The sequence below is a fragment of the [Actinomadura] parvosata subsp. kistnae genome (genome assembly GCF_900323885.1).
Lineage (GTDB): Bacteria > Actinomycetota > Actinomycetes > Streptosporangiales > Streptosporangiaceae > Nonomuraea > Nonomuraea composti.
The window spans coordinates 889,336-914,634 of the sequence record NZ_OOHJ01000018.1 but is presented as its reverse complement, the minus strand read 5'-3'; the positions used below and the strand labels follow the sequence as shown (position 1 = coordinate 914,634).

The 25,299-nt window shown below is 71.5% G+C and carries 24 protein-coding genes and 1 riboswitch; of the genes, 16 read left to right on the top strand and 8 right to left on the bottom strand.

What is annotated here, in order from left to right; translation table 11 throughout:
- Position 1 precedes the first annotated feature (1 nt).
- The 3 genes from KIS93_RS24295 to KIS93_RS24285 all read left to right on the top strand — a co-directional run bounded on the left by KIS93_RS24295 (position 2) and on the right by KIS93_RS24285 (position 2,043).
- Positions 2 to 724, top strand: a complete 723-nt coding sequence (locus KIS93_RS24295) for a siderophore-interacting protein (RefSeq protein ID WP_222107617.1) — start codon at positions 2 to 4, stop codon at positions 722 to 724.
- Between the two features lie 89 nt (positions 725 to 813).
- Positions 814 to 1,581 carry a type I methionyl aminopeptidase gene (gene map, locus KIS93_RS24290; protein ID WP_080045498.1) on the top strand — a complete coding sequence of 256 codons (768 nt, stop codon included), beginning with the start codon at positions 814 to 816 and terminating at the stop codon, positions 1,579 to 1,581.
- Positions 1,582 to 1,803: 222 nt separating this feature from the next.
- Positions 1,804 to 2,043, top strand: coding sequence for a hypothetical protein (locus tag KIS93_RS24285; RefSeq protein WP_155129175.1), 240 nt, complete (start codon positions 1,804 to 1,806; stop codon positions 2,041 to 2,043).
- Positions 2,044 to 2,132: 89 nt separating this feature from the next.
- Here KIS93_RS24285 and KIS93_RS24280 read toward each other — a convergent pair whose 3' ends face one another.
- A complete protein-coding gene (locus tag KIS93_RS24280; RefSeq protein ID WP_080045500.1) occupies positions 2,133 to 3,062 on the bottom strand; it encodes an adenosine deaminase in 930 nt (309 codons plus the stop codon).
- 87 nt (positions 3,063 to 3,149) lie between these two features.
- Here KIS93_RS24280 and KIS93_RS24275 point away from each other — a divergent pair, with 87 nt between their 5' ends.
- Positions 3,150 to 4,331, top strand: a complete 1,182-nt coding sequence (locus KIS93_RS24275) for a PucR family transcriptional regulator (protein ID WP_080045501.1) — start codon at positions 3,150 to 3,152, stop codon at positions 4,329 to 4,331.
- Here the strand turns inward: KIS93_RS24275 and KIS93_RS24270 are convergent.
- Positions 4,296 to 5,480: a metal-dependent hydrolase family protein gene (locus tag KIS93_RS24270; protein WP_080045502.1), complete on the bottom strand. Its 1,185-nt coding sequence runs from the start codon at positions 5,478 to 5,480 to the stop codon at positions 4,296 to 4,298. The two genes, KIS93_RS24275 and KIS93_RS24270, sit on opposite strands and share 36 nt — an antisense overlap.
- 219 nt (positions 5,481 to 5,699) lie before the next feature.
- On the opposite strand from KIS93_RS24270, the gene KIS93_RS24265 reads away from it, so the two are divergent.
- From KIS93_RS24265 to KIS93_RS24245, 5 genes are read left to right on the top strand one after another with little or no spacing between them, the layout of a single operon-like run.
- The gene (locus KIS93_RS24265) at positions 5,700 to 6,758 is read left to right on the top strand and encodes an ABC transporter substrate-binding protein (RefSeq protein WP_080045503.1); all 1,059 of its coding nucleotides are present in this window, start codon (positions 5,700 to 5,702) and stop codon (positions 6,756 to 6,758) included.
- Complete coding sequence (locus KIS93_RS24260) at positions 6,755 to 7,507, top strand: ABC transporter ATP-binding protein (protein WP_080045504.1); 753 nt, start codon at positions 6,755 to 6,757, stop codon at positions 7,505 to 7,507. The genes KIS93_RS24265 and KIS93_RS24260 overlap by 4 nt, the downstream gene beginning before the upstream one ends.
- Positions 7,504 to 8,253 (top strand): ABC transporter permease, encoded by a 750-nt coding sequence (locus tag KIS93_RS24255; RefSeq protein WP_080045505.1) that lies wholly within the window; start codon positions 7,504 to 7,506, stop codon positions 8,251 to 8,253. The genes KIS93_RS24260 and KIS93_RS24255 overlap by 4 nt, the downstream gene beginning before the upstream one ends.
- Entirely contained in the window at positions 8,250 to 9,029 is a 780-nt protein-coding gene (locus KIS93_RS24250) for an ABC transporter permease (protein WP_080045506.1), read from the top strand. The genes KIS93_RS24255 and KIS93_RS24250 overlap by 4 nt, the downstream gene beginning before the upstream one ends.
- 39 nt (positions 9,030 to 9,068) lie before the next feature.
- Positions 9,069 to 9,986 carry a hypothetical protein gene (locus KIS93_RS24245; RefSeq protein ID WP_080045507.1) on the top strand — a complete coding sequence of 306 codons (918 nt, stop codon included), beginning with the start codon at positions 9,069 to 9,071 and terminating at the stop codon, positions 9,984 to 9,986.
- Positions 9,987 to 10,138: 152 nt separating this feature from the next.
- Here the strand turns inward: KIS93_RS24245 and KIS93_RS24240 are convergent, their stop codons facing one another.
- The 3 genes from KIS93_RS24240 to KIS93_RS24230 all read right to left on the bottom strand — a co-directional run bounded on the left by KIS93_RS24240 (position 10,139) and on the right by KIS93_RS24230 (position 13,102).
- Positions 10,139 to 10,651, bottom strand: a complete 513-nt coding sequence (locus KIS93_RS24240) for a CAP domain-containing protein (protein ID WP_080045508.1) — start codon at positions 10,649 to 10,651, stop codon at positions 10,139 to 10,141.
- Between the two features lie 197 nt (positions 10,652 to 10,848).
- The gene (gene dacB / locus KIS93_RS24235) at positions 10,849 to 12,393 is read right to left on the bottom strand and encodes a D-alanyl-D-alanine carboxypeptidase/D-alanyl-D-alanine endopeptidase (protein ID WP_080045509.1); all 1,545 of its coding nucleotides are present in this window, start codon (positions 12,391 to 12,393) and stop codon (positions 10,849 to 10,851) included.
- A 160-nt stretch (positions 12,394 to 12,553) separates the two neighbouring features.
- The gene (locus KIS93_RS24230; RefSeq protein WP_080045510.1) at positions 12,554 to 13,102 is read right to left on the bottom strand and encodes a DUF1707 and FHA domain-containing protein; all 549 of its coding nucleotides are present in this window, start codon (positions 13,100 to 13,102) and stop codon (positions 12,554 to 12,556) included.
- 89 nt (positions 13,103 to 13,191) lie between these two features.
- On the opposite strand from KIS93_RS24230, the gene KIS93_RS24225 reads away from it, so the two are divergent.
- From KIS93_RS24225 to KIS93_RS24215, 3 genes are read left to right on the top strand one after another with little or no spacing between them, the layout of a single operon-like run.
- Entirely contained in the window at positions 13,192 to 13,701 is a 510-nt protein-coding gene (locus KIS93_RS24225) for a PadR family transcriptional regulator (protein WP_080045511.1), read from the top strand.
- A complete protein-coding gene (locus tag KIS93_RS24220) occupies positions 13,698 to 14,378 on the top strand; it encodes an ABC transporter ATP-binding protein (RefSeq protein WP_080045512.1) in 681 nt (226 codons plus the stop codon). The genes KIS93_RS24225 and KIS93_RS24220 overlap by 4 nt, the downstream gene beginning before the upstream one ends.
- On the top strand, positions 14,375 to 16,990 hold the full coding sequence (locus KIS93_RS24215) for an FtsX-like permease family protein (RefSeq protein ID WP_080045513.1): 2,616 nt from the start codon (positions 14,375 to 14,377) through the stop codon (positions 16,988 to 16,990). The genes KIS93_RS24220 and KIS93_RS24215 overlap by 4 nt, the downstream gene beginning before the upstream one ends.
- On the opposite strand, the gene KIS93_RS24210 is transcribed toward KIS93_RS24215, so the two are convergent.
- The gene (locus KIS93_RS24210) at positions 16,950 to 18,311 is read right to left on the bottom strand and encodes an MFS transporter (RefSeq protein ID WP_080045514.1); all 1,362 of its coding nucleotides are present in this window, start codon (positions 18,309 to 18,311) and stop codon (positions 16,950 to 16,952) included. The two genes, KIS93_RS24215 and KIS93_RS24210, sit on opposite strands and share 41 nt — an antisense overlap.
- A 68-nt stretch (positions 18,312 to 18,379) precedes the next feature.
- Entirely contained in the window at positions 18,380 to 19,141 is a 762-nt protein-coding gene (locus KIS93_RS24205; RefSeq protein WP_230465821.1) for a hypothetical protein, read from the bottom strand.
- Positions 19,142 to 19,470: 329 nt separating this feature from the next.
- Here KIS93_RS24205 and serA point away from each other — a divergent pair, with 329 nt between their 5' ends.
- Together serA and KIS93_RS24195 are read left to right on the top strand one after the other, a co-directional pair.
- Positions 19,471 to 21,060: a phosphoglycerate dehydrogenase gene (gene serA / locus KIS93_RS24200; protein ID WP_080045516.1), complete on the top strand. Its 1,590-nt coding sequence runs from the start codon at positions 19,471 to 19,473 to the stop codon at positions 21,058 to 21,060.
- A 539-nt stretch (positions 21,061 to 21,599) separates the two neighbouring features.
- A complete protein-coding gene (locus tag KIS93_RS24195; RefSeq protein ID WP_080045517.1) occupies positions 21,600 to 22,007 on the top strand; it encodes an SSI family serine proteinase inhibitor in 408 nt (135 codons plus the stop codon).
- Between the two features lie 49 nt (positions 22,008 to 22,056).
- On the opposite strand, the gene KIS93_RS24190 is transcribed toward KIS93_RS24195, so the two are convergent.
- Positions 22,057 to 22,461 (bottom strand): C40 family peptidase, encoded by a 405-nt coding sequence (locus KIS93_RS24190; protein WP_080045518.1) that lies wholly within the window; start codon positions 22,459 to 22,461, stop codon positions 22,057 to 22,059.
- Between the two features lie 207 nt (positions 22,462 to 22,668).
- Positions 22,669 to 22,814: riboswitch (cyclic di-AMP (ydaO/yuaA leader) on the bottom strand.
- Between the two features lie 99 nt (positions 22,815 to 22,913).
- Here KIS93_RS24190 and KIS93_RS24185 point away from each other — a divergent pair.
- Both KIS93_RS24185 and KIS93_RS24180 read left to right on the top strand, forming a co-directional pair.
- Positions 22,914 to 23,951, top strand: coding sequence for a 3-isopropylmalate dehydrogenase (locus tag KIS93_RS24185; RefSeq protein WP_080045520.1), 1,038 nt, complete (start codon positions 22,914 to 22,916; stop codon positions 23,949 to 23,951).
- 233 nt (positions 23,952 to 24,184) lie between these two features.
- A complete protein-coding gene (locus KIS93_RS24180) occupies positions 24,185 to 25,282 on the top strand; it encodes a branched-chain amino acid aminotransferase (RefSeq protein WP_080045521.1) in 1,098 nt (365 codons plus the stop codon).
- Positions 25,283 to 25,299: the final 17 nt, after the last annotated feature.

Below are 25,299 nucleotides of genomic sequence, written 5' to 3'. Positions count from 1 at the left end.
CGTGCGACGGACCATCGCCCGCAGGTTGCTCGACCGGATGTTCCTGACCGGCGAGGTGCTGGAAACCGAGCAGGTCACGCCCCGCATGCGCCGGGTCAGGATCGGCGGCGAGGCCCTGGCGGATCTGCGCTGGACGCCGGGGCAGCACGTCCGGCTGCTGGTGGGTGCGGGCGGGCCGCTCGGCGGCGTGCTGCGCACGTACTCGGTCTGGCGCCACGACCCCTCCTGGGAGGCCCTCGACGTGATCGGGTACGACCACGGCGGTGACTCGCCCGGCGTCTCCTGGATCAGGAACGCGCGGCCCGGCCAGGAGATCTCTTTCATGCGCCCCGAGGGGAGCTTCGTGCTCCAGCGGGAGGCGCCCTACCACCTGTTCGCCGGCGAGGAGACGGCGTCGGTGGCGTTCGGGGCGATGCTCGGCGCGCTGCCCGCCGGGGCGGAGGTGCACGGCGTGGTGGAGGCCGGCTCGCCGGACGACCACCTCGACCTGCCGGGCGGCCTGGTGCGGGTGTGCCGGGGCGACGCGTCCGCGGCGGGCTCGGAGGTCCTGGTGGAGGCGGTGCGGAAGCTGGAGCTGCCGGAGAAGCCCGGGGTGGCCTACCTCGCGGGGGAGGCGCGCACGATCCAGGCCGTCCGTGCGCACCTGGTCGGCGAGCGCGGCTGGCACCGCAGGGACGTGCGGACGAAGCCGTTCTGGACGCCGGGAAGGAGAGGGATGGACTGAGCGGGGTAGAGGGTCCCCGGCGTGAACGCTGCCAACGCTGCCATGATCCGTGATAATAATACCGGTATAGTTATCGGCAAGGAGGGGCAGTGATCGAGTACAAGTCGGCCGGGGAGATCGCCGCGATGCGGGAGTCCGGCAAGGTCGTCGCCGCCGTCCACGCCGCCGTGCGCGAGCAGGCGGGCGTGGGCGTGTCGCTCAAGGAGCTCGACGAGGTGGCGCGGACCGTCATCGCGGAGGCCAGAGCCAAGCCGTCGTTCCTCGGCTACCACCCCTCCTTCGGGGCCATGCCCTACCCCGGCGTGATCTGCACCTCCGTCAACGGCGTCATGCTGCACGGGCTGCCGTCGCCGTACGAGCTGCGCGACGGTGACCTGATCAGCGTCGACTGCGCCGCGTACATCGACGGGTGGCACGCCGACGGCACGGTCAGCTTCACCGTCGGCGAGCCGCGCGCGGAGGACCTCAAGCTGATCAGGGTCGCCGAGGAGACACTCGCCGCGGGCATCGAGGCGGCCGTGCCCGGCGGCCGGATGGGCGACATCGGGCACGCCATGTCCACGGTCGGGCGCGGCGCCGGCTATGGCATGCAGAACGACTTCGGCGGCCACGGCATCGGGCGGGCCATGCACGAGGAGCCGTTCGTGCCCAACGAGGCGCGCGCCGGGCGCGGGCTGCGGCTGCGGCCCGGAATGGTGATCGCGATCGAGCCCAGCCTGATGGCCGGCGGCGGCGACCGCTACTACATGGCCGCCGACGGATGGTCCGTCTGCACCGGCGACGGCAGCAGGAGCGTGCACGTCGAGCACACGGTCGCCATCACCGAGGACGGGCCGGTCATCCTGACCCTTCCATAGGCCGCCGGGGGCCATGGTCATGGCTCGGGCAGGAAAAGGTCGGCGGTTGTGCACTCCCTGACACATATGCGTCAAGTGGGGCGATCTCTGTCACCGTTTGACTAGACGCGGCATTTTTGCAGGTCAACAGCAGAAATGTCGGTGTTTGTCGAACTGGGGCGAGGGGGAGATTTCCCACCGATAGCTACGGAGAGTAGTCGAGAGGTATCAGGGAGAAACACAATGTATAGAAACGGACTTATCCTCGCCGGGCTCGTCGGCGGGATGGTCATGTTCGGTGGCACCGCCCTCGCCGCCGCGCCGAGCGTCACCGCCGAGTCGGGCATCCTGCCCGGCCCCAACCACGGCAAGGACGACGAGACGAAGTGGGACTTCGGCGAGTGGAACAACTTCGGTGAGGACAACGACATCCTCGACCTGGACCTCCTGAACGAGCTGCTCAGCAGTGTCCTGAGCGGCTGACGAGACGTCCTGATGGGGCCCGCCCGGCGAGGGCGGGCCCCATCCGCGTGCTCAGGCGGCTTCGTGGACGAGAGGACGCCTCGAAGGGCTCAGGCCGGCTCGTAGGCGAAGGACGCCTCGAACGAGTGGCGCGCGATCCGGTCGAGCTGGTCGTCCGTCATCCCCAGCTCGCGCCGCAGCGCCTCGTAGTTGTCGTCCACGTAGCCGCCGAAGTAGGCGGGGTCGTCGGAGTTGACGGTCACGACCAGGCCCTCGTCCAGCATCGCGGGCAGGATGTGGTCGCGCAGGGACGGCACGGCGCGCAGCCGCACGTTCGACAGCGGGCACACGGTCAGCGGGATCCGCTCCGCCCGCAGCCGCGCCACGAGCTGCGGGTCCTCCATCGCCCTGATGCCGTGGTCCACCCGCTCGACCCGCAGGATGTCCAGCGCCTCCCACACGTAGTCGGGGCCGCCCTCCTCGCCCGCGTGCGCGACCCGGCGCAGGCCCTCGGCGGCGGCGATGTCGAAGACCCGCCGGAACAGCGACGGCGGATACCCCACCTCGGCCGAGTCGAGCCCCACCCCGATGAACCGCTCCCGGTACGGCAGCGCCGCCCGCAGCACCTCCTCGGCCTCCTCGGGGCCCCGGTCACGCAGGAAGCACAGGATCAGCGCGGCCGACATCCCGCCGTCCTTCAGCGCCGCCGACAGGCCGCCGAACACGACCTCCAGCGGCACGCCCCTGCTCAGGTGCGCCTGCGGGTCGAAGAAGATCTCCGCGTGCCGCACCCCCTGCGCGGCGGCCCGCCGCAGGTAGGCGGTGGCCAGGTCGTAGAAGTCCTCCTCGGTGCGCAGGACGGCCATGTTCTCGTAGTACACGTCCAGGAACGACTGCAGGTTCGCGAAGGAGTAACGCGCGCGGATGGCCTCCACGTCGAAGGTGGGCAGGTCGATCCGGTTCCGCCGGGCCAGCTCGACGACGAGCTCGGGCTCCAGGGTGCCCTCGATGTGCAGGTGGAGTTCCGCTTTGGGACGCATGCATCGAGTAAACCGGACCCAGGAGGGTGGAGGTATCGTGCGAACCTCTGAACTCTCCCGCTCTGAGCTGGCATAACATCAGATTTCATGAGGCTGTCGGATCTGCTCGCCCGCGAGGACCTACGGCTGACGCCGGTGACCGGCCCCGCGAGCCCCGGTGATCCGCTCGACCGGGAGGTGCTGCGCGCGTACCCGACGGACCTGCCCGACCCCCGCCGCTACCTGCGCTCCGGCGACCTCGTGCTGACCAGCGGCGTCTGGTACACCGGGCCGGCCGACTGCGAGCGCTTCGCCGACGCGCTGTGGGCGGCCGACGTCGCCGGCCTGGTGGTCGGCCTGATCGTGCTCGGCGAGCTGCCGCGGGCGCTGGTCGAGGCCTGCGAGCGGCGGCGGCTGCCGCTGCTGCTGGCCGCGCCCGACCAGGCGTTCGGCGCGATCAGCGAGGTGGTGACGGCGGAGGGGTTCGCCGCCGAGCAACGCAGGGCCGAGCGGGTCAGGGCGCAGACCCTGCTCGACGTGCTCGGCCAGATCCCGCCCGGCGAGGTGTCGGCGCACCTGCGGCTGCTCGGCGCCGACCCCGGCCTGCCGACCGCGGCCATGGCGGTCACGCTGACCGGCGGGCCCGAGCTCGACCTGCCCGAGCTGCTGCACGAGGGCCTGACCAGGAAGGGCCGCCACCTGATCGTCGGCGGCACCCCACGGGAGGCGATCGTGCTGGTCAACGGCCGCGCCTCGCGCAAGAGCCTGGCCGACGAGCTGCGCGCCCTCGTCCCCGACGGGCGGGGCGCGCCGGGCGACGCGAGGCGGCAGGGGGTGAGCATCGCGGCCGGGATCAGCGAGATGGTGGCCAGCGTGTCGCAGCTCGGCGAGGCGCTGGAGACGGCCAGGCGCGGCATGGAGTCCGCGCGCGGCGGCCCGGGCCCGGTCTCGATCATGTCGGTGGCCGACATCGACAGCTTCGACCTGCTGCTGGCGGCGCTCCCGTCGAGCGTGCGCCGCTCCTTCCGCGACCACCTGCTCGGCCCCGTCGAGGAGTACGACGCGCGGCACGGCTCCGAGCTGCTGCGCACGCTCGACACGTTCCTGGAGACGTGCGGCTCCTGGCAGCGCACGGCCGACGAGCTGTACGTGCACGTCAACACCCTGCGCTACCGGATGCAGCGGATCGAGGAGCTGACCGGCCGGCGCATGTCGTCGATGCGCGACCGTACGGATCTCTACCTGGCGCTGCGGTCAGGGCAGGCGGCCCGCGACGACCCGGCCACGTGAGACGACGGCCACGATGTTCTCGGTGGCCAGGTCCTCGATGCGCTCCCACGGGCGGCCGCGCAGCACGACCAGGTCGGCGCCCAGGCCGGGCGTGACGCGGCCCACGGGCATACCGATCGAGTCGGCCGCGTCGGAGGTGGCCGCGCGCAGTGCCGACTCGGCGTCGAGGCCGAGGATCCGGGTCATGTGCACGACCTCGGCGAGCTGGTCGCCGAACCGCACGTGGTGCCCGTTGGCGTCGGTGCCCAGCACGAACCGCACGCCCAGCGCCGCGGCCTGGGCCAGCAGCACGTCGCGGGTGGCGACCAGCTCGGCGGCCTTGGCCCTGGCCTCGTCGGTGACGGGCACGCGGCCGTCGGCGATCGCCTCGTTGATCAGCAGGGTCGGCGCCACCGGCGTGCGGCGGGCGGCCAGCGTCTCGGCGAGGTCCTTGCTCATCAGCGTGCCGTGCTCGATCGAGTCGACGCCCTCCTCGACGGCCACGCGGATGCCGTCCTCGGAGTGGGCGTGCGAGGCGACCAGCATGCCGAGGGCGTGCGCCTCGTCCACGACCGCCTTGATCTCGTCGCGGGTGTAGTTGCGCCACACGTTCTTGTCGCCGATGGACAGCACGCCGCCGCTGGTCGTCAGCTTGATGCCGTCCATGCCGGCCCTGGCCCAGGTGCGGACGAGCTTGCGGCACTCGTCGGGCCCGTCGGCCGTCGGCTTTCTGATCGGGAACGCGGGCGGCACGAACAGGTCGTTGTGCCCGGCGGTCATCCCGACGACGCCGTGCACCTGGATGCGCGGCCCGGGCAGCACCCCGGCGTCGAAGACGCGGCGCAGCGCGATCTGCGCCTCGTCGCCCGCCAGGTCGCGCAGCGTCGTGACGCCGTGCCGCATGGCCCGCTGGGCGTGCGCGGCGCCGTGCAGCACCTGCTCGTCGCGGGTGGTGGTCAGCGGCCAGGTCGCGAAGTCGGGCGGCGTGCCGGGGCCGGCGTAGCCGACGAGGTGGACGTGCGTGTCCACCAGGCCGGGCAGCACGCACAGGTCGCCGTGCCGGGCCGTCGCGGCGGGGGTGACGCCGGTGATCCGGTCGGGCTCCCACGTCAGATCGACCGGGCCGCGGAATTCGGTACCGTCCCAAAGGGGGATTCCGTCGAGTCTCATCTCGGGCTCGACGCTACCGGAGCCCCTGGGCGGCTGGAGGGATCTACGGTCCTCGCGCGGCGCTCTCGTAGGGACCTACAGGGGCCGCCAGCGGTTTTCCCGGCTTCCCGATGCGCGGGCGTTCCCCGGGTCGCGATGTCCGAAACCATCGTCACACGATGGTAATAATCGAGGGATACCTTCCTGACCTGCATCTTCACGGGCCGTTCAAGGAGAATTATGGCTACCTTCGACCGTCGCGCGTTCCTGCGGACATCCGGTCTGGCCGGTCTGGCGCTCGGTCTGGCCGCGTGCGGGGACAACGGCACGACCACCACCACCTCCTCCAGCGGCGGTGGCGGCGGGTTCGGGTCGGTCAAGCTGCAGCTCTCCTGGAAGAAGAACGTGGAGTTCGCCGGCGAGTACTTCGCCGACACCAACGGATACTTCAAAGCGGCCGGGTTCTCGCAGGTGGAGCTGCTGTCCGGCGGCGGCTCCGGCACCTCGGTCGAGTCGGGCCTGGCCACCGGGCGCTGCTGGGCGGGCCTGTCGGCCCCCACGATCACCGCGCCCGCCGTGCTCCAGGGCGCCCCGCTGAAGATCGTCGGCGCCACGTTCCAGAAGAACCCGTTCGCCATCATCTCCCTCAGCAAGAACCCGATCGAGAAGGCCGCGGACCTCGTCGGCAAGAAGATCGGCGTCCAGGACTCCAACGAGCTGGTCTGGAACGCGCTGCTCAAGGCCAACGGCATCGACGCCGCCCAGGTCACCAGGGTGCCGTTCCAGTCGGACCCGTCGATGCTCACCTCCGGGCAGCTCGACGGGTACGTGGGCTTCGTCACCAGCGGCCCCGTCAACCTGCGGATGAAGGGGCACGACCCGGCGTACCTGCTGCTCGCCGACGCCGGCCTGCCGCTGGTCGCCGAGACGTTCACGGTCACGCAGGAGACCATCGACAACGAGCGCGACAAGCTCAAGGCGTTCCTGACCGCCGAGATCAAGGGCTGGAAGGACGCCGTCGCGAACCCGGCCAAGGCCGCCGAGCTGGCCGCCACCGTCTACGGCAAGGACCAGAACCTCGACGTCAAGGAGCAGACCGAGGAGGCCAAGATGCAGAACGAGCTCGTCGTCACCGACGACGCCAAGGCCAACGGGCTGTTCACGATGACGCCCGAGCTGATCGAGCAGAACATCTCCTCGCTGTCGAAGGCCGGCCTGACCATCAAGGCCGAGCAGCTGTTCGACCTGTCGATCCTGAACGAGATCTACCAGGCCGACCCGAGCCTGAAGCTGTCATGAGCGGCATCGCCATCACCGGGCTGACCAAGACGTTCGGCAAGGGCGTCACCGCCGTCGACGGCGTGGACCTGAGCACGCCGAAGGGCTCGTTCCTGTCGCTGCTCGGCCCGTCCGGCTGCGGCAAGTCCACGGTGCTGCGCATCCTCGCCGGCCTGGAGGAGCCCACGGCGGGCGAGATCAGGGTCAACGGCGAGACGCCGCAGGAACTGCGCAGGAGCCACCACCTCGGCATCGCCTTCCAGGACTCCGCGCTGCTCGCCTGGCGCAGCGTCGCCGCCAACATCCGGCTGCCGCTGGAGGTGGCCGGCATCAAGCCCGAACCAGGCGTGATCGACGACCTGATCAAGCTGGTCGGCCTGGAGGGGTTCGAGAAGGCCCGCCCGGCCGAGCTGTCCGGCGGCATGCGCCAGCGCGTCTCGATCGCCCGCGCCCTCGTGGTCAAGCCCAGCGTGCTGCTGCTCGACGAGCCGTTCGGCGCCCTGGACGACATGACCCGCCAGCGGCTCAACCTGGAGCTGCTGCGCATCTGGACGGAGAAGCCCGCCACCACGCTCATGGTCACCCACGGCATCGGCGAGGCCGTCTTCCTGTCCGACCTGGTGGCCGTGATGAGCCCGCGCCCCGGGCGGGTGGTGGAGATGGTGAAGATCGACCTGCCCCGCCCCCGTACGCCCGAGATGATGCGCACGCCCGAGTTCCACGCCTACCACGACCACCTCAGCGACCTGCTGTTCGGGCACGGCTCATGAGACGGCTGCAGGGCCTGGCCGGCGTCGTCGCGCTCGTCGCGATCTGGTGGCTGCTGGCCGCCACCGTCTTCGCCGGCGGCGGCGCCGTGCCCACCCCGGTCGCGGTGCTGGAGTCGATGGGCCGCGACGGCTGGGCCTTCTACGGCCCCAACGCCGGCGCCACCCTGTCCGCCGCCGTCCAGGGCTTCCTGTGGGGCAACGGGCTGGCCCTCGGCGTGGCGCTGCTCGTGCTGCTCGTGCCCCGGCTCGAAGCCGTCGCCACGCAGCTCGCCGTCATCTCCTACTGCATCCCGCTGCTGGCCATCGGGCCGATCGTGCTCGTCGTCCTCGGCGGCGACGCGACGGTGGTGTTCCTCGCGGCCATCTCCGTCTTCTTCACCACGCTCATCGGCGCCCTGCTCGGGCTGCGCTCCGCCGACCGGGCCAGCCTCGACCTGATCACCGTGTACGGCGGCGGCCGGCTGGCCAGGCTCCGCTACGTCCAGGTCATCTCCGCCCTGCCCAGCACGTTCGCCGGCCTGAAGATCTCCGCCCCGTCGGCGCTGCTCGGCGCCATCATCGGCGAGTACCTGGGCAGCAACGACCAGGGGCTCGGCGTCTCCCTGATGATCTCCCAGCAGCAGTTCCAGGTGCCGCGCACCTGGGGGCTGGCGCTGGTGGCGGGCCTGGTCGCGGGCCTCGGGTACGCCGTCGTCGCGCTCGTCGCCCGCGTGGTCACCCCGTGGTCGAGAGGGGAGGCCGCATGATCGGCCGGACCGTGCTGCGGATCGTCGGGCCGCTGGTGCCCTCCGTCGTCATCGTCGTGGCCGCCTGGTGGCTGGCGCTGGAGGCGTTCGGGATCAGCCCGCTCGTCGGCAAGCGCCCGCCGCAGGTCTGGGAGTACCTGACCGCCTCGCAGGCGCACCGCGAGGCCGTGTTCGGCGCGCTCGGCATCACGATCAGGGACGCGGCCATCGGCTTCGTCTCCGGGATGGCCGCCGCGATCGTCGTGGCCGTCGCGTTCGTGCTGCTGCGGACCGTCGAGCAGACGTTCATGCCGGTCGCCATGCTGCTGCGCTCGGTGCCGCTCGTCGTGATGACGCCGCTGATCACCCTCGTCTTCGGTCGCGACCTGCTCGGCGTCGCCGTGATCGGCGGCATCGTGGTCTTCTTCCCCGCGCTGGTCAACATCGCCTTCGGCCTGCGCTCCGCCTCGCCCCAGGCCACCGACCTGATCATGGCGTACGGCGGCACCCGCTTCACCGTGCTGCGCAAGGTCGCGGTGCCGACCGCGATGCCCGCCGTGTTCGCCTCGGCCAGGATCTCCGTGCCCGCCTCCATCATCGGGGCGCTCATCGCCGAATGGCTGGCCACCGGCGAGGGCATCGGGGCCGAGATCCTGCGCGCCATCGGCGGGTTCCGCTACGACGAGGTGTGGGCGGACATCGTGGTCGTCACGGGCGTGTCGATCCTCGCGTACGCGGTCGTCGGCGTCGTCGAAGCGCTCGTCCTGGCCCGCTTCTCCGACCGGCGCCCCGGATGAGTTGCGCCTGACACCGTGTCAGGCCCTTCACTGGGCGCCATGCTGCCTTACTCCGGTTCAGGACCGTACTGTTACGCCCACTCGCTGGCCATGGTGCTCGGCCCCGGCGCACCCGACGTGGGCGTGATCGAGACGCTGACGGGCTCCCCGTTCGGGATGCAGCTCATCGGCGGCTCCGAGCCGTTCTTCGACCCCTACGGCTGGGACCCCGAGCTGGGGCTCGACGCCGCCGTCGGGTTGCTCGGCTGGGAGTGCGAGCGCAGCCACGGCGGCACGGCCGAGCAGGCGCTCGACCGGCTGCGTGCCGCGTGCGCGGGCGGGCCGGTCCTGGTGGGGCCGGTGGACATGGGGCTGCTGGCGTACACGCCGGGCGGGGCCGGCGACCACTACGTGGTGGCGATCGCCGTCGAGGACGACGTCGTCGTGGTGCACGACCCGCACGGGCATCCCTTCGCGACGCTGCCCGCCGCCGCCTTCCTCGACGCGTGGCGCGGCGAGGCGGTCGCCTACCTCGGCACGCCTTACGTGCTGCGGACCGGTTTCGTCCGGGTGCGGCGGACGTCCGCCCTGGGCGCCTTGCGGGACTCGCTGCCCGCCGCCGTGCGCTGGCTGGAGGGCCGGGACGACCTGCCGGTCCCGCCGGGGACGCTCGGCGGGGCGGCGGCGCTGCTGCGGCTGGCCGAGCAGGTGGACGGCGGGCTCGGCGGGCCGGCGCGCGGCATGCTCGTGCACTTCGGCGTCCGCCTCGGAGCGCGGCGGCTGGCCGACGCGGCGACCTGCCTGGGCAGCCTCGGCCTGGACGAGGCGGCCGCGGCGACGTGGGAGCAGGCGCGGGTGCTCGGGAGCCTGCAGCTTCCGCTCACCACGGGCGACGACGCGGCCGTGTCGGCGGGGCTGCGGCGGCTCGCACCCGGCTACGACCGGCTGCGGGACATCCTGAGAGCAGTGGTGGGTTAGTGCGGACCCGGCCGCGGTCCGTGTGCGGGGGGAGTCGCGGCCGGGTCCGCCCGGAGGGGAGCGCGTGGGCGTGCGGTGGGAACCGGCTCGGGTGGGGCCGGCGAAAGCCCGACGCTCCCTTGGTCGGGGGGAGTGGTGCTTGTCGCGGCGCTCTAGCGGGCGCCGAAGTCCTGCGTCCAGGTGGGCCCCTTGTGGTGGTGCCCGACGCCGATATGGGTGTACGCGCAGTTCAGCAGGTTCGCCCGGTGCCCCGGGCTGTGGAGCCAGGCCTTGACCACGGCGGCGGCGGTGGGCTGCCCCTGGGCGATGTTCTCGGCGGCCCTGCGGAAGGCGAAGCCGGCGGCCTTGATCCGCTGCCCGAACGTGCGGCCGTCGCGCGAGGTGTGGGAGAAGTAGTTCCTGCGGGCCATGTCCGCCGAATGGCGCTCGGCGGCGAGGTGCAGCTTGGGGTCGTGGACGACGGGACGGCAGCCGTTCCTGGTCCTGGCGGCGTTGGTGAGCGCGACGACCCGGCTCTCGGCCGCCGACGCGAAGCCGCGGCGCGCGCCCGAGCCGTGGGCCTGCCCGGCGGCGCCGCCGGGGGTCTGCCCGGCGGCGGCGGGCGCGGGGATGCTCAAGGTCGCCAGACATCCCACACAGGCCACCGCCTGGAGCTCTCTGCGCATGGACCATCCTCCGGATGAGGGGCTCGACTGTGCGTCGAACCCGCATTCTGGTCGCCCCAAGTCGGCTTTGTACGGAAATTCAAGTCCTAACTTGGAGCTCCAAGTGGCTGAATCGTAATATCACCCCCTCTGATCTCGGTAAACCAGAGCGGCCCCCTGGACGTCAGGGGGCCGCGAGATTTTCCTTCAGCGAGCGACTAGCACGGCGCGGGCTTGAGCCACGAGCACTCCAGGTCGCCCGACGCCGGCTCCCCGGCGGTACGCAGCGCGGCCGCGTCGCCCGCCGCCGCCGTCCGCGAGAACTGCGCGAGCCGCACGGCGATCTTGTCCTCGATGTCCTTCGGCGAGCCCGACAGGTACTGGTTCAGCATGATCGAGAAGATCAGCGGCTCGCCGTCGGCGCTCGTGACGTAGCCGGACAGCGAGGTGACGCCCGTGAGCGAGCCCGTCTTGGCGTGCACGTTGTTCTCGGCGGGCGTGCCGCGCATCCGGCTGCGCAGGGTGCCGCCGGTGAACCGGTCCGGGTTGCCGGCGATGGGCAGGGACTCGTACCAGGTGGAGAACCACGGCTTGGCGCGCACGGCCGTCAGGAGCTGCACGATCGAGCCCGGCGAGAAGCCGTCGCGGCGCGACAGGCCCGAGCCGTCCCGCATGTTGATCACCTGGACGCCGTTCGCCTTGGCGAAGTCGGTGCTGACCTTCAGGCCCGCCGACCAGGTGCCCTGACCCGACACCTTGCGGCCCATGGCCTTGGTGAGGATCTCGGCGTGGATGTTGTTGCTCAGCTTCATGAACGGCACCAGCAGCTCGCCCAGCGTCATCGACTCGTGCCGGGCCAGCTCCTTCGCCCCGGACGGCGCCGCGCCGGCCGTCGTCGGGCCGAGCACCTTGACGCCGTGCCCGGCCAGCGACTTGCGGAACAGCGAGGAGACGTACGCGGTGGGGTCGTCCACCGCCACCCACTCCTGGTACGGCTCCGCCACCGTGCCGGTGATCACCACCGTGCGGGTGCCGTGCTGCCGCTCGATGAGCACGTCCGTCTCCGCGCCTACCGTGGCCTTGTTGACGATCTTCAGGTAGTCGGTCTCCGGCGTGGTCGAGACCTTGACCTTGTCGCCGTCGGCGGCCACGGAGACGATCACCGAGCCGGCGTCGTAGTCCCGGTCGGGGGAGGCCGTCAGCGCCGAGATCGGCGCCGCGTAGTACGCGGTCTCGTCGTCCCACGACCAGTCGTTGCCGAGGCGCTGGGAGTCGAACCAGGTGTCGTCGGCCACCAGCTTGCCGGTCACGACCTTGACGCCGGCGGCGGCCACCTTGGCGGCCAGCGCGTCGTAGTCCTCGGCCAGCATGGTCGGGTCGCCGGTGCCGCGCAGCACCAGGTCGCCGGTCAGCACCGAGCCTGCCTTGCGGCCGGTGCCCAGCACGGTGGTGGGGAAGCGGTAGTCGAGGCCGAGCGTCTCCACCGCGGCGGCCGAGGTGAACAGCTTGGTGTTCGAGGCCGGGGTCAGGAGCTTGCCGGCGTCGGTGGCGTACAGCTCCTCGCCGGTCTTGGCGCTCTTGACCACGACGCCCGCCCGGGCGATCGTGAGCCGCGAGTCGCTGAGGATCTGGTTGATGTCCTGGGTCAGGTCCGCGACGCCGACGGTGGGGTCGAGCGCGACGGCGGGCGTGGAGGGTCCGGACGCCCACGCGAGGGCCGCGACGAGCGTGCCCGCGACGAGGGAGGCTGAGGTGCGCCGCATGGGGTCTCCAAGTGACTGGGGGAACGCATGAGAGCATGGATCAGCCCAGTCAGCCTGTAATCCGCAAATATCCGTATTTGTTGGGGTTTGCGGGCTCGCCGGGCCCGCTGCGCAGGCGCCCCGCGTCGGCTGCCGGGCCGTCAGGTGGGCGGGCGGGCCGTCAGGTCGGCTGCTGGGACGTGACCATGAAGCCGCAGTCACCGAACGACACCTCGTCGCCCGACTTCACCCGCGCCGGCCCCACCAGCCGCCACCCGTTGAGCCGGGTGCCGTTGAGCGAGCCGAGATCGATCAGCATCCACCCGCCGTCGCCCTCGCGGCGCAGCTCGGCGTGCACGCGGGAGACCGTCAGGTCGGAGAGCACGAGGTCGCAGGCCGACCCGCGGCCCACCACGTAACGCAGGCGGTCGTCGTCGGGCAGCGCCAGCCGGGGGAGCCGGGGCCGCCGCCAGGCGGACTGGAGCCTGGTGGTGAACTCGGAGACCGAGGAGACGGCGTCGGTGAGCCGCTGGCGGAACGTGGGCCGCCGCGGCAGGTCGGCGACCAGCTCGTCGAGCTCGAACTGGTTGCGCGCCCGTAGTGCCTGGTCCACCCGCCCCACGAAGGTGTCGTGCGAGATGCGGCCCTCTACCGCGCGCTCCTTGAGCTCGTCGATCGCACGGTCACGTTCCCCATCTGAGGCGCGAAAGGGCGGATGCGTGGAGCTCATAGAGCGAGTATCGGCCTGAACCTCGGGCTGTGTCCAGAATACGCGGATCAGGTTGCCCTAGGCATACTGAGTATGCATACTCAGTATTCATGTCGATCAGGCACGGGCTGCTGGCGTTGCTGAGCAGCGGACCACGGTACGGCTATCAGCTGCGGGTGGAGTTCGAGGCGTCCACGGGGGCGACCTGGCCGTTGAACATCGGCCAGGTCTACACGACGCTGTCCCGCCTGGAGCGGGACGGGCTCGTCGAGCCCGTCGGCGCCGATGAGCAGGGCCGTGTGGTCCACACGATCACCGAGGCCGGTCGGGAGGAGCTGGCGCGCTGGTTCAGCACCCCCGTCGCGCAGACCGACCGGCCTCGGGACGAGCTGGCGATCAAGGTCGCGATGGCCGTGGCGGGCGGCGTGGACGTCGCCGAGGTCATCCACACGCAGCGCATGGCCACGATGCGCGCGCTGCAGGAGCTCACCAGGGCCAAGCGGGCCGCCGCCGGCGGGCTCGCGCAGCGCCTGGTGCTGGATTCGTTGATCTTCAAGGCCGAGGCGGAGCAGCGCTGGCTGGACCACTGCGAGGCCGTTTCCAAGGAGAAGAACCGATGAGTGTGGTGGAGCTGCGGGACGTCACCCGCGAGCACGGGCAGGTGCACGCGCTGAGGGGGGTGAGCCTGGAGGTCTCGGCGGGGGAGCTGGTCGCGGTCATGGGGCCGTCCGGCTCGGGCAAGTCCACGCTGCTCAACCTGGCGGGCGGTCTGGACCGGCCCACCTCGGGGGTGGTGACGATCGAGGGCGAGGACCTGTCGCGGGTCAAGGACGTGGCCGCGATCAGGCGCAACCGCGTCGGATACGTCTTCCAGGACCTCAACCTGATCCCGTCGCTGACCGCGGCCGAGAACGTGATGCTGCCCCGGGAGCTCGACGGCGTGCGCGCCGCGCGGGCCCGCCCGGAGGCGCTGGCCGTGCTGGCCGAGGTGGGGGTGGAGGAGATCGCCGACCGTTTCCCCGAGGAGCTGTCCGGGGGGCAGCGCCAGCGGGTGGCCATCGCCAGGGCGCTGGTGGGCGAGCGGCGGCTGCTGCTGGCCGACGAGCCGACCGGCGCGCTCGACACGGCCACCGGCGACGAGATCCTGGAGCTGCTGCGGGCCCGCTGCGACGCCGGCGCGGCCGTGCTGCTCGTCACCCACGAGCCCCGCTACGCCGCGTGGGCGGACCGGGTGATCTACCTGCGTGACGGCCTGATCGCCGAGTCGGGCGCCGTGCGGCTGGAGAGCGCCCGATGAGCGCCTTGCGCGCCGCGCTGCGCATCTCCCGGCGCGACGCCCTGCGCGCCAAGGGCCGCACCGCCCTGATCATGGTCATGATCGGCCTGCCCGTCCTGGCCATCACGGCGTTACTGACGCTGTCGAGCACCACGGACCTGACGCCGCGCGAGGAGCTGCCGTCCCGGCTGGGCTCGGTCGCCGACGCCGCGGTCCTGGCAAACCCGACCACGCTCCCCGTCGAGCAGGAGCCCGCCGGCCGCTGGGGCAGCCAGGACCCGGACAAGACCGGCGCGCCGGCGCACTGGACGACCGCCGAGGTGGCCCGGCTGATCGGCGGCAGGGCGATCCCGTTCTACGACTACACCGCCGACGCCCGGATCCAGGACGGCTTCGAGCGGGTGGACCTGCTGGAGATCGACCTGCGCGATCCGCTCACCGGCGGCCTGCGCAGGCCGGCCGAGGGCCGGCTCCCGGCCACGCCGCAGGAGATCGCGGTGACGCCCGCGCTGCTCGACCGCGGCGTGCGCGTCGGCGGCACCCTGCAGCTGACCAGGAGCGGCGCGCCGAAGCGCGTGGTCGGCGTCGTCGAGAACCCGACCAGGCCCGGCGTCATGGAGGTCGTCGGCCTGTACGGGTCGGTGCTGGCGAAGAAGGTCGACCCGCAGGGCAACGGCTGGCTGGTCGACACCCCGGGCCCGGTCACCTGGGAGAAGGTGCGCGAGCTGAACCAGGCGGGGCTGCGCGTGGCCTCCCGCGCGGTGATCGAGAGCCCGCGCGGCGAGCAGCGCGACTACGCGCGGTTCCAGCGGGACGACTGGCTCTGGCTGGCCATCGCCGTGCTGCTCGTCGTCACCGAGACGGTTCTGCTGGCGGGCCCCGCGTTCGCGGTCGGGCTGCGGCGGCGCAGGAGGGAGCTGGCCACCATCGCCGCGCAGGGCGGCTCTCCCGCACACCTGCGCATGATCGTGCTGGCCGACGGGCTCGTGCTCGGCGGCGTGGCGGCCCTGATCGGCGTCGCGCTGGGCATCGGCACCGGCGCGGTGGCGGAGTCGATCGCGGCGCGCCTGCTGGACTGGAACAGCGGCCCGGTCGACGTGCCGTGGGCCGAAGTGCTCGGCGTCGCCGCGCTCGGCCTGCTCAGCGCGCTGGTCGCGGCCGTGGCGCCGGCCGTGCAGGCGGCGCGGCAGAGCCCGGCGCGGGTGCTGGCCGGCCGCCCGGACGAGGTGCGCGACCGCCCGGCCCGCCCGCTGGCCGGTCTCGTGCTGCTCGTGCTCGGGCTCAGCTTGACGGTCCTGCTGGCGTTCCAGCCGCACTGGCTCATGTCCGTTTCCGGGGTGAGGGTCCTGTCCGAGTCCCGGCACGAGCTGCTCGTGGTGGCGGCGTCCACCGTGGTGCTGTTCGGGCTGATCCTGCTGATGCCCTGGCTGGTGCGGCGCACCGCGCCGCTGGCCGCGCGCCTGCCGCTGCCGGCGCGCCTGTCGGTCAGGGACGCCACCCGCCACCGGGCCCGCACCGTCTCGGCGGTGGCCGCCGTCATGGCCGCCACCATGGGCGCGGTCACCGTCGGCCTGGCCTACACCACCACCTACACCGCCGAGCAGCGGATGAACCGGATCGACGCGCCCGAGGGCACCTTGACGGTGCAGAGCAGCGACCTGGACGCGGCGACCTGGGCCCGGGTCCGCGCCGCCGTCCAGGAGAGGCTGCCGGGAGCGAGCCTCGTGCCGGCGCTGGAGGCCCAGGACGGCGCCGGGCACAGCATCGCGACGATGATCCAGACTGAGTCCCCGGAATGTGCCAGTGAGGAGTGCCAGCACTACGGTGTGAGCTATTTCGACGTGCCGATCGGGGATGCCCGGGTGCTCGCCCTGCTCCAGGGCCGCAGGGACCCGCAGGCCGCGGCGGCGCTCGCGGCCGGCAAGGTCGTGGTCTTCGACCCCAGGCTGGTCAGCGACGGCACCGTCAGCCTGACGATGCTGCCCAGAACCGGCGACGGTGGCCCTGAGAAGAAGCTCCGGGCGCCCGCCGTGGTGGCGCAGGGGGCGCAGCCCGAGCAGGGCGGCGCCGTGGTGCCCGCCTCCGCGGTGACGGCGGCCGGGTACAGGACGGCCGAGCGGCGGATCTACGTCCCGCCCGCCGGGCACGTGCGCGACCAGCGGGACCTGCAGCGCTTCAGCGATCACCTGCAGTCGGTGACGACCCACGCGTACGCGGGGCTGGCCCAGGACCACACCGCCCAGAAGCTCGCGACCCTGCTGGCGGCGGCGCTGGCCGCGGCGGTCGTCCTCGTGCTCGGCGGGACGTTCGCGGCGACCGGGCTCGCCGTGGCCGACATGCGCCGCGACCTCGACACCCTGCACGCCGTGGGCGGCCGGCCGCTGACCCGCAGGCTCGTGGTGGCGGCCCAGGCCGGCTACATCGCGGGGCTGGGCGCGCTCATCGGGCTGGTCGCGGGCGCGGTCACCGGCCGCTCGCTGTCGGCGTCCATGGCGTGGATGTGGGGGGACAACCCGGTCGTCGTGCCGTGGGCGTTCCTGGCCGCGCTCGTCCTCGGGCTGCCGCTGCTGGCGGCGCTGCTCGCGGGCCTGTTCACCCGGACGAGGGCGAAGCCGGCGCGCCGGGTGGCGTGAGCCGGTACTTCAGCGTGATCAGCGCGGAGGCGAAGATGATCAGCGCGGGGACCGCGGTCTGACCGATGAGGACCGCGGCCACCGCGCTGTCCGGCTGCCGCACGAACGTGCTCGGCTCCGACTCGACGAAGCCGCCGATCGTCAGGATGATCCCGAAGATGAGCGCGCCGAACGCGCTGACGCCGCTCTCGATGGCCGTCCACAGGCCGGTCAGCACCCCGGCCCGCCGCTTGCCCGTCGTGGCCGCGTCCACCGCGATGACGTCCGCGAGCATGGAGAACTGCATGAGCTGCAGCCCGGCGTACCCGACGCCGACCACCAGGATCGTCAGGTGCGCCCACAGCGGCCCGAACAGCGGCGTGGCCATGGCGGCCGTCGTGCCGCCGCCGAACAGCAGCACCGCCAGAAGCATCGCGCCGCGCTTGTCGAAGCGCCTGGCCACGCGCACCCACAGCGGCATCGTCAGCAGGATCGGGCCGACCAGCGCGGCGAAGAGCGTCTGCGTCGCGGAGGCGGAGCCCAGCGTGTACGTGGCGAAGTAGGGCGCGGCGGCCAGCATCATGCTGACGGCCAGCATCTGCACGCAGGCCAGCACGGTCAGCCACAGGAAGGCCGGGTTGTCCTTGACGGCGGCGAGCTGCTCGCGCCAGCCGCCGCGGTCCGGCTCGGGAGCGCCGGTCATGGGGGCGCGGGCGGTGCCGAAGAAGGAGCCGAGCATGGCGAGGAGCAGGATGACCGCGATGGTGAGCGCCATCACCCGGTAGCTGCCGAGCGTGCCGTCCTGGCCGTCGCTGGTCGCGATGGCCGGCGCCAGCACGCCGCTGATGGCGGTCGCCGCGCCGACGAACACCATCCGCCACTGCAGCAGCGACGTGCGCTCGTGGTAGTCGTCCGTCATCTCGCCGGGCATCGCCTTGTACGGCACCTCGAACAACGCGTACGCCGTCGCCGCGGCCAGGAAGCACGCCCCCACGTACAGGGCGGCCGGCACCCCGGTCAGCGGCGGCCCCGCGAACACCAGGAAGAACGCGATCGGCAGCGTGCACGCCCCGGCCAGCAGCCACGGCCGGCGCGGCCCCCAGCGGGAGGCCGTCCGGTCCGACCAGCGGCCGACCAGGGGGTTGACGAACAGGTCCCAGACCTTGGGCGCGGTGACGACCACGCCGGCCAGCCACGCGGGCACGGCCAGGAAGTTCGTCATGTAGAACAGCAGCAGCAGCCCTGGCACGCCGTTGAAGGTGGCGGTGCAGAACGAGCCGACGCCGTAGCCGAGGCGCACGCTCTTGGGGACGGTGACCGTACCGGCCGCCGGTGTGATCATCCCCTCATTAGAACCGAGCGAGGGCTTGTTTGGTAGGGCCCAGTTTCCCGGGCCCTGCCTCCACGTGCCTAGTCGGAGACGTTCGCGCAGACCACGTGCGCGCCGATCTCGATCATGCGGCGCTCGCTGCGGGCGTCGGCCACCCTGGCCATGAGGATCGGCGCCCCCGAGGCGGCGAACTGCGGCAGTCGGGCGCGGACCAGCCGGTGCAGGTCGCGCACGACGTCCTCGGCGGCCGACATGTGCACCTTCACGTGCAGCATGATCCCGGTGGCGCCGGAGGCCGTGCCCGCCTCGGAGATCCAGACGTGGTGCACGAGCGGGAAGTCCATGAGCAGGTACGCGATCGCCTGGCGCAGCGCGGGCAGGATCGGGTGCGTGCACCGCCGGTAGCCCGGGTCCACCTGCTGCATCGGCCCCGACAGGTGCGGCCGGGGCGCGGGCACCCAGGGCAGCGCGGGGGCCTGCGGGCTCGGCGGGGCGACCTGGGCCAGCGCGGCGCCCCGCGACACGGTGGCCATCGCGCCCGTGGCGTAGGCGGCCGGCACGGCCCCCGACAGGACGGGCGTGGGCCCCGTGCGCGTCGTGGTCATGAAGTGCTGGAGATCGTCGATGGGCACGGCGGCCGCGGCCGGCCCGGCCGCGTCGATCACGATCTCGCGCACGCCGGTGACGCGCTGGATGTCCAGGATGGTGTCGGCGTCGCAGGCCGACAGGGAATGGCTGCCGCGGTGTCTGGCATAGGTCGCGGGGCTGGTGTATCCGAGCAGGACCCGGTCACCGGCCTGTGTCGTCCCCAGGACGACGGAACGATCTGGTCGCACTGCCACCAGGACTCCACCGTCGGCAAGAGCGCCCAGCAGGCGATGGGGCGTGCCATGCTGTGCGAGCACGTCGGCAAGCGCAGGATTCCCGATGCTCATATGACGAACCATAGGTAGTCGGCCACGGCTTATCAGGCTAATGGCGAATAAATCTCCCGATCAAGACAAAGATTAGCCCGGAGTGGATGAGTTTGGCGCGAGGCGGGTAGGCCGGATCCGTCTCACATGCTGACCCCTCGTGAATACGTTCACAAGCTGCGGATACACTCTGTGGGACCGCCGGGGGGTTCCGTGGACGGTGACCCCCCTCCGCCGTGCCTTAAGGATGCACAGACGTGAACAAGCCCGTCGTTCTGGTCGCAGAGGAGCTGTCCGAGGCTGGCCTCGCCGTACTCGGTGCTGATTTCGAGGTCCGCCACACCGACGGCGCCGACCGTTCCCAGTTCCTGCCCGCTCTCGCCGACGTGGACGCGCTCATCGTGCGCTCCGCCACCCAGGTCGACGCCGAGGCCATCGCCGCGGCGCCCAAGCTGCGCGTCGTCGCCCGCGCGGGCGTCGGTCTCGACAACGTCGACGTCGAGGCGGCCACCAAGGCCGGCGTCATGGTCGTCAACGCCCCGACCTCCAACATCACCAGCGCCGCCGAGCAGACGATCGCGCTCATCCTGGCCAGCGCGCGCAACACGGCCCAGGCCCACGCCGCGCTGAAGAACGGCGAGTGGAAGCGCTCGAAGTACACCGGCGTCGAGCTCGACGAGAAGATCGTCGGCATCCTCGGTCTCGGCAAGATCGGCCAGCTCGTGGCGCAGCGGCTGCAGCCGTTCGGCGTCGAGCTGATCGCCTACGACCCCTACCTGCCGCCGGCCCGCGCCGCGCAGATGGGCGTCAAGCTGCTCAGCCTCGAAGAGGTGCTCAAGCAGGCCGACTTCCTCACCGTGCACCTGCCCAAGTCCAAGGAGACGATCGGGCTCATCGGTGACAAGGAGCTGCACCAGGTCAAGCCGAGCGTGCGGATCATCAACGTCGCCCGCGGCGGCATCGTCGACGAGGGCGCGCTCTACTCCGCGATCAAGGAGGGCCGGGTCGCCGGGGCGGGCCTCGACGTGTTCGCCAAGGAGCCCTGCACCGACAGCCCGCTGTTCGAGCTCGACCAGGTCGTCGTCACGCCGCACCTCGGCGCCTCCACCCACGAGGCCCAGGAGAAGGCCGGCACCCAGGTCGCGCGCAGCGTGAAGCTGGCGCTGGCGGGCGAGTTCGTGCCCGACGCGGTCAATGTCCAGGGCGGCGCCGTGGCCGAGGACGTCAAGCCGGGCCTGCCGCTGGCCGAGAAGCTCGGCCGCGTCTTCACCGCGCTGGCCGGCGAGGTGGCCACCAAGCTCGACGTCGAGGTGCGCGGCGAGATCGCCGCCCAGGACGTGCGGGTGATCGAGCTGGCCGCGCTCAAGGGCGTCTTCGCCGACGTGGTGGAGGAGCAGGTCACCTACGTCAACGCGCCGCTGCTGGCCAAGGACCGCGGCATCACCGTCGAGCTGATCACCAGCTCCGAGAGCCCCGACTGGCGCAACGTCGTGACCGTGCGCGGCGTGCTCGCCGACGGCCGCACCGTCTCGGTCTCGGGCACGCTGTCCGGCCCGCGCCAGATCACCAAGATCGTCGAGGTCAACGGCTACGAGATGGAGATCGAGCCGACGGCCCACCTGTGCTTCTTCACCTACGCCGACCGTCCCGGCATCGTCGGCGTGGTGGGCAGGCTCCTGGGCGAGCACAGCATCAACATCGCCTCGATGCAGGTGGCCCGTGACGCCAAGGGCGGCAAGGCGCTCATCGCGCTGACCGTCGACTCCGCCATCCCCGCCGACGTCGTGGAGCAGATCGGGGCCGAGATCGGCGCCGAGAGCGGCCGCTCGGTGGACCTGGAGGACTGACTCCGCACCTGCTCGTGAAGGGCCGTCACCCGTCCGGGTGGCGGCCTTTTCTGTCTCAGCATGCAAGATACTAGGACTTCCGAGCAGATCCTCGGGTACTGTGACTGCTAATGCGCCAGGTGTTCGTACTCATTGCCTGCCGCGGCGGGGCCTGTTAGGGCAGGTCGACGACCCGCCGCGGAGAGCGGTGTTGCGTCGGCCAGTAAGTCCCATCCGCCCGGTCCGTGACCCGGACCGTGAGATCAGGCCCGGTCGGGTTCGCGACCGGGATCCGGCTTCCCACTGGAACGCGTCCGCGAAATGAGCTGAGTGACATGTACGACATGTATGCCTGGAACCGTACGGAAGAGCAGCAGGACGAGGCCGCCGAGGCCCTGCAGACCGCGCTGGACCGGCGCGACAACGGCGGTGCCCCCCAGAACCCGAACCACTAGAGCCCCTTGGCGGTGCGCTCGGCGGGGTGACGAAGACCTCCCCTTGTGGATACGCAGAGTGTTGATAACTTCACTCTACGTATCCGTTCAAGAGGAGGTCCCCCCATGCGTGCTTCTGCTTCCGCTTCGCTGAGCATGGTCCGGCGTGCCGCCACCGTCGTCCTGCCCGCCCTGGCCGCGGCGGCGCTGATCGCCGCGCCCGCCCAGGCGCAGGAGTCCTACCTGCGCATCACCACCTACCACGGTGGCAGCACCGCGCAGTGGTTCCTCACCTGCGGCCCCGACGGCGGCGTCCACCCCGAGCCGGGAGCCGCCTGCGACCGGCTGGAAGAGCTCGGCGGCGACCTCGACCGGATCAGGTTCCGCCCCGGCGTGGCCTGCCCGAGGATCTTCGACCCGGTGCACGTCGAGATCCGCGGTGACTACCTGGGCGAGCCGGTGGACTTCACCGACGACTACCCCAACCCGTGCTTCGTGGAGCGGCTGGCCGCGCCGATCGTGCCGGCCGTCTGAGGCGGGCGGGCGGCCCGCGGGGGGAAGGCGGGGCCGCCCGCGCTTCGGCTCAGAGCGTGGCGGTCAGTGAGGCGGGCACCGGCTCACTGCGCTGTTCGCGCAGCTCCGCCCACTGGCGCACCCCCTTCGGGTCCGGCCGCACCGCGCCGACGAACGCCTGCCTGCGCCAGCTCGACAGCTTCTCCTCCTTCACCACGTCGCCCGAGTGCGGCGCGTGCACCATGTAGCCGGGCTTCGAGATCATCCCGACGTGGCCCAGGTCGCTGAAGAACACCAGGTCGCCGGGCTTGAGCCGGTCCCAGTCGATCTTCCTGTCGAACGCCCCGTACTGTTCGCGGGCGGTGCGGGGCAGCTCGATCCCCGCCTTCTCGTACGCCCGGAGCATGAGCCCCGAGCAGTCGTAGCCCCGGTCGCTGGTCCCGCCCCAGACGTACGGGATGCCGCGCTTGTCCATCGCGAACTCGAGGGCGACCTTCCAGGCGGGCTTGGGCGCCTGGGCCAGGGTGATGCGCCGGATCTCGGCGCCGGTGAGGGTGGTGGCGTCCGCGTCGATGGCGGACCCGGTGGGTGATCCTGTGGCGGCCTGTGCGGAGGGGGTGGTGGTCAGGATGAGCCCGGCGGAGGCTGCCGCCGCCAGGGTGATGCCGATGCGAGACAGAGGACTGTCCTTCCATGCGGCCGACCGGGTTAGCTGACGGGCTCGGGCCTGGAAGACAGCCCTACGGCGCGGCGCGCCGATTCGCCCCTGGGGGGAAAGTGGGTCCCCGGCTCCACGCAGCGGCTGCGTGGATTAGGCCCGACGGACTCTAACGAAACGGTCAAAAGGTCGCAAACCCCTCAAAATCGGACGTCCGAGCACTGAGATGGTGTGTTCGTCAGACGAGACGAGCCGGTATGGTTGCCGTCATGGAGTCGCGTAACATCCGCCTGGCCGTCATCCCTGGGGATGGCATCGGCACCGAGGTCGTCGCCGAGGGGCTCAAGGTCCTTGAGGCAGTAGGCACGAAGATCGAGCCCACCCACTACGACCTGGGCGCCGCACGCTATCACCGTACCGGCGAGACGCTGCCCGACGCGGTGCTCGACGAGCTGCGCGGCTACGACGCGATCCTGCTCGGCGCGATCGGCGACCCCAGCGTGCCGCCCGGCATCCTGGAGCGCGACCTGCTGCTGCGCCTGCGCTTCGCCTTCGACCACTACGTCAACCTGCGGCCGGTCAAGCTGTTCCCCGGCGTGGCCACGCCGCTGGCCGGCACGCCGACCGAGAACATCGACATGGTCGTCGTGCGTGAGGGCACCGAGGGCCTCTACGCCGGCACCGGCGGCGTCATGCGCCGCGGCACGCCGCACGAGATCGCCACGCAGGAGTCGCTCAACACCGCCCACGGTGTCGAGCGCGTGGTGCGTTACGCGTTCGAGAAGGCCAAGGCGCGCCCGCGCAGGAAGCTGACACTCGTCCACAAGACGAACGTGCTCACCTTCGCCGGTGACCTGTGGCAGCGCACGGTCAACCGCGTGGCCGAGGAGTACCCCGAGGTCAGCACCGACTACTGCCACATCGACGCGGCCTCGATGTTCTTCGTGACCCAGCCCGAGCGCTTCGACGTGGTCGTCACCGACAACCTGTTCGGCGACATCATCACCGACCTCGGCGCCGCCATCGCCGGCGGCATCGGCCTGGCGGCCAGCGGCAACATCAACCCCGAGGGCGCGGCGCCCAGCATGTTCGAGCCGGTGCACGGCAGCGCCCCCGACATCGCCGGCCAGGGCAAGGCCGACCCCACCGCCACCATCCTGTCGGTCTCCATGCTCCTCGACCACCTCGGCCTGCACGACGAGGCGGCCCGGGTCGAGCGGGCGGTCGCCGCCGACATCGCCGAGCGCGGCGCGGCTCGCAGTACCCAGCAGATCGGTGACGACATCACCGCGCGAGTATCCGGCTAGGACCGCCTAGCCCCGTACGTACGCGCCTGGCGGTCCGAGGAGGACTGCCGGGCGCGTTTTCGTGTACCCGGACCACGGCGGCAATCCGGGCTGACCACCCCATCAGCCGCTTGCCATCCCATATAGCGAGACAATAGGAAGTACGGACAGCCCCCGACGGGTGTGACAGCCTCCCGGAGGGGTGACCGGATTCCGGTAGATTTCGGTAGACCGTAGAGAGAAGGACCGACGTCATGACCATCGCTCAGAAGCTCAGCTTCGACGTGCAGCTATCCGACCACGCTCGCACCGCGGCCGAGCGGGAGCAGGTACTGGCGAACCCGGGATTCGGGCAGACGTTCACCGATCACATGATCTCGATCGACTACACCGACGGCGAGGGCTGGCACGACGCCCGGCTCATGCCGTACGGGCCGCTCTCGCTCGACCCCGCCACCTCGGTCTTCCACTACGCGCAGGAGCTGTTCGAGGGCCTGAAGGCCTACCGGCAGATCAGCGGCTCGATCGTCACCTTCCGCCCCTACGCCAACGCCGCCCGCTTCAACCGCTCGGCCGCCCGGATGGCCATGCCGGAGCTGCCGGAGGAGACGTTCGTCGAGTCGCTGGAGCTGCTCGTCGAGCACGACAAGGAGTGGGTGCCGACCACCGAGGGGCACAGCCTCTACCTGCGCCCCTTCATGATCGCCACGCAGGCGGGGCTCGGGGTCAACTACCCGTCGAAGACGTACAAGTACATGGTCATCGCCTCGCCGGCGGCCTCGTACTTCACCGGCGGCATCAAGCCCGTGTCCGTCTGGCTGTCCACCGAGTACACGCGTGCCGCCCCCGGCGGCACCGGCTTCGCCAAGTGCGGCGGCAACTACGCCGCGGCGTTCGTCGCGCAGCGGCAGGCCGTGGAGAACGGCTGCGACCAGGTGGTGTGGCTGGACGCCCACGAGCACCGCTACGTCGAGGAGATGGGCGGGATGAACCTGTTCTTCGTCTTCGGCGACAAGCTCGTCACCCCGGCGCTCACCGGCACGCTGCTGCCCGGCATAACCCGCGAGTCGATCCTGGAGCTGGCCGGCGACCTGGGCCTGGAGACCGAGGAGCGGCTCATCACCGTCGACGAGTGGCAGGAGGCCAGCGCGTCCGGCGACCTCACCGAGGTGTTCGCGTGCGGCACGGCGGCCGTGGTGACGCCGGTCGGCACGGTCAAGGGCGCCGACCGCTCGTGGACCGTCGCCGACGGCACGCCGGGCCCGGTGACGATGCGGGTGCGCGAGGAGCTCGTCGGCATCCAGTACGGCGCCCGCCCCGACACCCACAACTGGATCCACAAGATCGGCTGACGCCTTCGCCGGATGGG